The organism is Pseudomonas sp. FG6 (genome assembly GCF_057809015.1).
On the sequence record NZ_JBMDJD010000047.1, the window covers coordinates 23,572 to 29,601 of the forward strand.

General features: G+C 61.1%; 6 protein-coding genes and 1 tRNA gene. 2 read left to right on the forward strand and 5 right to left on the reverse strand.

The features are described 5' to 3' along the window. Positions 1-21: 21 nt before the first annotated feature. The 5 genes from secF to queA all read right to left on the reverse strand — a co-directional run bounded on the left by secF (position 22) and on the right by queA (position 5,439). Positions 22-936 (reverse strand): protein translocase subunit SecF, encoded by a 915-nt coding sequence (gene secF / locus ACODSJ_RS22545; protein WP_489103849.1) that lies wholly within the window; start codon positions 934-936, stop codon positions 22-24. Between the two features lie 9 nt (positions 937-945). Next, entirely contained in the window at positions 946-2,814 is a 1,869-nt protein-coding gene (gene secD, locus ACODSJ_RS22550) for a protein translocase subunit SecD (protein ID WP_489103850.1), read from the reverse strand. A 63-nt stretch (positions 2,815-2,877) separates the two neighbouring features. Then, positions 2,878-3,216, reverse strand: a complete 339-nt coding sequence (gene yajC, locus ACODSJ_RS22555; protein ID WP_003197982.1) for a preprotein translocase subunit YajC — start codon at positions 3,214-3,216, stop codon at positions 2,878-2,880. A 43-nt stretch (positions 3,217-3,259) separates the two neighbouring features. Next, positions 3,260-4,375 carry a tRNA guanosine(34) transglycosylase Tgt gene (tgt, locus tag ACODSJ_RS22560; RefSeq protein ID WP_489103853.1) on the reverse strand — a complete coding sequence of 372 codons (1,116 nt, stop codon included), beginning with the start codon at positions 4,373-4,375 and terminating at the stop codon, positions 3,260-3,262. Between the two features lie 14 nt (positions 4,376-4,389). Beyond that, on the reverse strand, positions 4,390-5,439 hold the full coding sequence (gene queA, locus ACODSJ_RS22565; RefSeq protein ID WP_489103851.1) for a tRNA preQ1(34) S-adenosylmethionine ribosyltransferase-isomerase QueA: 1,050 nt from the start codon (positions 5,437-5,439) through the stop codon (positions 4,390-4,392). A 108-nt stretch (positions 5,440-5,547) separates the two neighbouring features. Here queA and ACODSJ_RS22570 point away from each other — a divergent pair. Next, positions 5,548-5,632 (forward strand) — tRNA-Leu (locus ACODSJ_RS22570). A gap of 66 nt (positions 5,633-5,698) precedes the next feature. Continuing rightward, the coding region (locus ACODSJ_RS22575; protein WP_489103852.1) for a phage integrase central domain-containing protein at positions 5,699-6,030 on the forward strand (332 nt) is incomplete at its 3' end.

Genomic DNA, 6,030 nt, shown 5'->3' on the forward strand with positions numbered 1-6,030 from the left:
GTGACGGACGGGGAACAAGCCTTATGGGCGGTCGTCCACTTCCGTTTCGGTAGCGGCCGGGGGAATCAGGTCCTCGGTGTTCAGGTTCAGCCAGATCAGCACCACGTTGGCGATGTAGATCGACGAGTAAGTACCCGCCAACACACCGACAAACAGCGCGATGGAGAAACCGAACAGGTTGTCGCCACCAAAGAACAGCAGCGCCGCGATCGCCAGCAAGGTGGAGATCGAAGTCGCCATGGTCCGCAGCAGGGTCTGGGTGGTCGAGATGTTGATGTTCTCGATCAGCGACGCCTTGCGCAACACACGGAAGTTCTCACGCACCCGGTCGAACACCACGATGGTGTCGTTGAGCGAGTAACCGATGATCGCCAGCACCGCCGCCAGCACCGTCAGGTCGAAGGTGATCTGGAAGAACGACAGGATGCCCACGGTCACGATCACGTCGTGGATCAGCGAGACGATGGCGCCCACCGCGAACTTCCACTGGAAGCGGAAGGCCAGGTAGATCAGGATGCCGCCCAGCGCCATCAGCATGCCGAGGCCGCCCTGGTCGCGCAGTTCTTCACCCACTTGCGGGCCGACGAACTCGACGCGCTTGACCTGGGCCGGGTTGTCGCCACCGGCCTTCTGCAAGGCTTCGGCCACCTGGTGACCCAGCTGCGGGTCTTCACCCGGCATGCGTACCAGCAGGTCGGTGGTCGCGCCAAAGCTCTGCACGATGGCTTCGCCGTAACCCGAGGTCGCCAGCTGCTCACGCACCTTGGTGACATCGGCCGGACGCTCGTAGGTCAGCTCGATGAGCGTACCGCCGGTGAAGTCCAGGCCGTAGTTCAAGCCCTTGTGGAACCAGCTGAACAACGCCAGCACGGTCAGGAACAAGGTGAGGGCGAACGCAACGTTGCGAACACCCATGAAGTTGATAGTACGTAACATGGCAGCCCCTTAAATCCACAACTTCTTGAAGTCACGACCGCCAAAGATCAGGTTGACCATTGCGCGGGTCACCATGATGGCTGTGAACATCGAGGTAAAGATCCCGAGGGACATGGTCACTGCGAAGCCCTTGACCGGGCCAGTGCCCATGGCGAAGAGAATCCCGCCGACCAGCAAGGTGGTCAGGTTGGCGTCGAGAATCGCGGTGAATGCCCGGCCGAAGCCTTCGTTGATTGCCCGCTGGATCGACATGCCCGCGGCGATCTCTTCACGTATCCGCGAGAAGATCAGCACGTTGGCGTCCACCGCCATACCCATGGTCAACACGATACCGGCGATACCCGGCAGGGTCAGCGTGGCGCCCAGCAGCGACATCAGGGCCAGCAGCATCACCATGTTCACCGCCAGCGCAACGGTGGCGATGATGCCGAAGAAGCGGTAGATGGCGATGATGAACAGCGACACGAACAGCATGCCCCACATCGACGCATCGATACCCTTGGTGATGTTGTCGGCACCCAGGCTCGGGCCGATGGTGCGCTCTTCAGCGAAGTACATCGGTGCGGCCAGGCCACCGGCACGCAGCAGCAGGGCCAGTTCCGAGGATTCACCCTGGCCGTTCAGGCCGGTGATGCGGAACTGGCTGCCCAGTGGCGACTGGATGGTCGCCAGGCTGATGATCTTCTTCTCTTCCTTGAACGCCTGCACCGCGACGTCTTTCTCGACACCGTCGACCACTTGCTTGGTGTAGGTGGTGATCGGCTTCTGCTCGATGAAGATCACCGCCATGCTGCGACCGACGTTGCTGCGCGTGGCGCGGCTCATCAGTTCGCCACCGTGGCCGTCGAGGCGAATGTTCACCTGTGGACGACCCTGCTCGTCGAAGCCGGCCTTGGCGTCGGTCACCTGGTCACCGGTGATGATCAGGCTACGCTCGATCTGCGCAGCAGGACGCTTGCCCTCGCGGAACTCGAAGCTCTCGGAAGTGGCCTTGGATGCACCCGGCTCGGCGGCCAGGCGGAACTCCAGGTTGGCGGTCTTGCCGAGGATACGCTTGGCTTCGGCAGTGTCCTGCACACCCGGCAGCTCAACCACGATGCGGTTGGCGCCCTGGCGCTGCACGATCGGCTCGGCCACACCCAGCTCGTTGACGCGGTTACGCACCGTGGTCAAGTTCTGTTTGATGGAGTATTCGCGGATTTCCGCCAGCTTGGCCGGGGTCATCGCCAGACGCAGCACCGGTTGACCGTTGAGGTCGGCAGGCACAACGTCGAAATCGTTGAAGCTCTTGCGAATCAGCGCACGCGCTTGCTCGCGAGTGTCGGAATCACTGAAGCCCAGCTGGATGGCACCGTCGAGCTGCGGCAGGCTGCGATAGCGCAGGCGCTCTTTGCGCAACAGGCTCTTGACGTCGCCTTCATAGACTTTCATGCGTGCGTCGAGGGCTTTTTCCATGTCCACTTCCAGCAGGAAGTGCACACCACCGGACAAGTCCAGGCCCAGTTTCATCGGGTGCGCGCCCACTTTGCGCAACCATTGCGGAGTGGTCTGCGCCAGGTTCAGGGCCACAACGTAATCGTCGCCCAACGCCTTGCGCACCACGTCCTTGGCTGGCAGCTGGTCTTCAGCCTTGACCAGGCGCAACAGGCCGCCCTTGCCGTTTTCGGCAATAGAGGCTGCCTTGACCTCGATATTCGACGCCTTGAGCGCCGCACTCGCACGATCCAGATCCGCCTGGGTGACCTGCAAGGCTGTGCTTGCGCCACTGACCTGAATGGCCGGGTCATCCGGGTAGAGATTGGGAGCGGAATAAATCAGACCGACCGCCAGCACCGCCAGGATCAGTACATATTTCCACAGAGGGTATTTGTTCAGCATCACGCCGCCCGCTTATGACGCGGGGCGCCTTGCGCGCCCCGTCGATTGAATAGAAGTTGTTACTTAGATCGCTTTCAGCGTGCCTTTTGGCAGCGTGGCCGCGATAGCGCCCTTCTGGAACTTCATTTCAACAGTGTCGGACACTTCCAGTACCACGAAGTCGTCGGCCACTTTGGTGATCTTGCCAGCGATGCCACCGGTGGTGACCACTTCATCGCCCTTTTGCAAGTTGCTGAGCAGGTTCTTCTGCTCCTTGGCGCGCTTGGCCTGTGGACGCCAGATCATCAGGTAGAAGATGACCAGGAAGCCGACCAGGAAAATCCACTCGAAACCGCCACCCATCGGGCCGGCAGCAGCAGGTGCAGCCGCGTCAGCCATGGCGTTAGAGATAAAAAAGCTCATTTAGCACTCCAGTTGCAAGTATTGAATCTTAGGATCGGAAAACTCAGTCCAAGGGCGGTACAGGCAACCCACGCTTGGCATAGAAGGCCTCGACGAAGGCGGCCAATGTACCCTGTTGAATAGCCTCACGCAAACCAGCCATCAGCACCTGGTAATGGCGCAAATTGTGGATGGTATTGAGCATGCTCCCCAGCATTTCGCCGCACTTGTCCAAATGATGCAGGTAAGCGCGGGAGAAGTTCTGGCACGTGTAGCAATCGCAGGTCGGATCCAGCGGCGAATCATCATGGCGATGGAACGCGTTACGGATCTTCAACACACCCGTGTCGATGAACAGATGCCCATTGCGGGCATTACGGGTTGGCATCACGCAATCGAACATGTCCACCCCGCGGCGCACACCCTCAACCAGATCCTCCGGTTTGCCAACGCCCATAAGGTAACGAGGTTTGTCAGCAGGCATCTGCGCCGGCAGGTAATCAAGCACCTTGATCATCTCGTGCTTGGGTTCGCCCACCGACAAACCGCCGATGGCCAGGCCGTCGAAGCCGATCTTGTCCAGGCCTTCTAGCGAGCGCATGCGCAGGTCCTGGTGCATGCCGCCCTGCACGATCCCGAACAGCGCCGCCGTGTTGTCGGCATGGGCGTTCTTCGAGCGCTGGGCCCAGCGCAACGACAATTCCATGGACACCCGCGCGACGTCTTCGTCGGCCGGGTACGGTGTGCACTCGTCGAAGATCATCACGATGTCCGAGCCCAGGTCGCGCTGTACCTGCATCGACTCTTCCGGGCCCATGAATACCTTGGCGCCGTCCACCGGCGAGGCGAAGGTCACGCCCTCCTCCTTGATCTTGCGCATCGCGCCGAGGCTGAACACCTGGAAGCCACCGGAGTCGGTCAGGATCGGGCCTTTCCACTGCATGAAATCGTGCAGGTCGCCGTGGGCCTTGATCACTTCCATGCCCGGGCGCAGCCACAGGTGGAAGGTATTGCCCAGGATGATTTCCGCGCCAATGGCCTCGATGTCACGCGGCAACATGCCCTTGACCGTGCCGTAGGTGCCCACCGGCATGAACGCCGGGGTTTCCACCGTACCGCGCGGGAAGGTCAGGCGACCGCGACGCGCCTTGCCATCGGTGGCGAGCAACTCGAAGGACATGCGACAGGTGCGACTCATACTGTTTCCTCGGGCCCGCGTGGCGCGGGGTTACGGGTGATGAACATCGCATCACCGTAGCTGAAAAAGCGGTATCCATGCTCGACGGCGGCCTTGTAGGCGGCCATGGCTTCGGGATAACCGGCGAACGCCGAAACCAGCATCAACAGCGTGGATTCGGGCAAATGGAAATTGGTGACCAGGGCATCGACCACATGGAACGGCCGGCCCGGGTAGATGAAGATGTCGGTGTCGCCACTGAACGGCTTGAGCACGCCATCGCGCGCGGCGCTTTCCAGGGAACGCACGCTGGTGGTCCCCACCGCCACCACCCGCCCACCGCGAGCACGACAGGCCGCCACGGCGTCGACCACTTCCTGGCTCACTTCCAGCCATTCGTTGTGCATATGGTGGTCTTCGATACGTTCCACCCGCACCGGCTGGAACGTCCCCGCGCCGACGTGCAGCGTCACGAACGCTGTCTCCACGCCCTTGGCGGCAATCGCCTCCAGCAATGGCTGATCGAAATGCAGCCCCGCCGTCGGCGCCGCCACCGCCCCCAGGCGCTCGGCGTACACGGTCTGGTAACGCTCGCGGTCCGAACCTTCGTCCGGGCGGTCTATGTAAGGAGGCAACGGCATGTGCCCGACACGGTCGAGCAGCGGCAACACCTCTTCGGCAAACTCCAGTTCGAACAACGCATCGTGCCGCGCCACCATCCGCGCCTCACCACCGCCGTCGACCAAGATCGACGAACCGGGCTTGGGCGACTTGCTGGAGCGCACATGAGCCAGCACACGGTGACTGTCCAGCACCCGCTCCACCAGAATCTCCAGCTTGCCGCCGGAGGCCTTCTGGCCAAACAACCGCGCCGGAATCACCCGGGTATTGTTGAACACCATCAGATCGCCCGGGAGCAAATGCTCAAGCAAATCAGTGAATTGACGGTGAGCCATGGCCCCGGTGACCCCGTCCAGGGTCAACAGGCGACTGGCACGACGCTCGGCCAAAGGGTGGCGAGCGATCAGCGAATCAGGGAGGTCGAAGGTAAAGTCAGCAACACGCATGATGGGGTTCGTCTAGCAGGGCCGGGAAGTCTAGCGGAAATATCAAAAATTCACCACGAAACGTGATTGACCAACGGTAGGCACCTCTCTATACTTCGCCGCCATTGAGCCCTGATGGCGGAATTGGTAGACGCGGCGGATTCAAAATCCGTTTTCGAAAGGAGTGGGAGTTCGAGTCTCCCTCGGGGCACCATTTGCAGTACATAGACGACTACCAGCGTCTACGCAACACCCCTAGAGCCCGCTAATTGCGGGCTTTTTGGTTTCTGGGATTCCACCCCCGCCCCTTGCCACGCTAAAGAAGACTCGCGACTACCTCGACAAGGATCTGCTACCGGCACTCGGTGAGATGCAGCTGGAGCACATCACTCGCGCCGACTGCGCGAAGCTGCAGGCCAGCATCGAAAAGCGCGAGGCGTTCAATGTGGCAGACAAGACTCGGACCTGGCTCAAGCAGATTTTCAGTCAGGCGACTGCGCGGGGGGTTGTGCGAACACAATCCGGCTTCAGAACTTCATGCCATCGCGTTGGCGCCTCCTCCTCCTCCTCCTCCTCCTCCTCCTCCTCCTCCTCCTCCTCCTCCTCCTCCTC

What these genes read in the sequence shown, in the direction of transcription:
- yajC (WP_003197982.1), bottom strand. Translation starts at nt 3,216, where the DNA reads ATGAGCTTTTTTATCTCTAACGCCATGGCTGACGCGGCTGCACCTGCT.
- secD (WP_489103850.1), bottom strand. Translation starts at nt 2,814, where the DNA reads ATGCTGAACAAATACCCTCTGTGGAAATATGTACTGATCCTGGCGGTG.
- secF (WP_489103849.1), bottom strand. Translation starts at nt 936, where the DNA reads ATGTTACGTACTATCAACTTCATGGGTGTTCGCAACGTTGCGTTCGCC.
- queA (WP_489103851.1), bottom strand. Translation starts at nt 5,439, where the DNA reads ATGCGTGTTGCTGACTTTACCTTCGACCTCCCTGATTCGCTGATCGCT.
- tgt (WP_489103853.1), bottom strand. Translation starts at nt 4,375, where the DNA reads ATGTCCTTCGAGTTGCTCGCCACCGATGGCAAGGCGCGTCGCGGTCGC.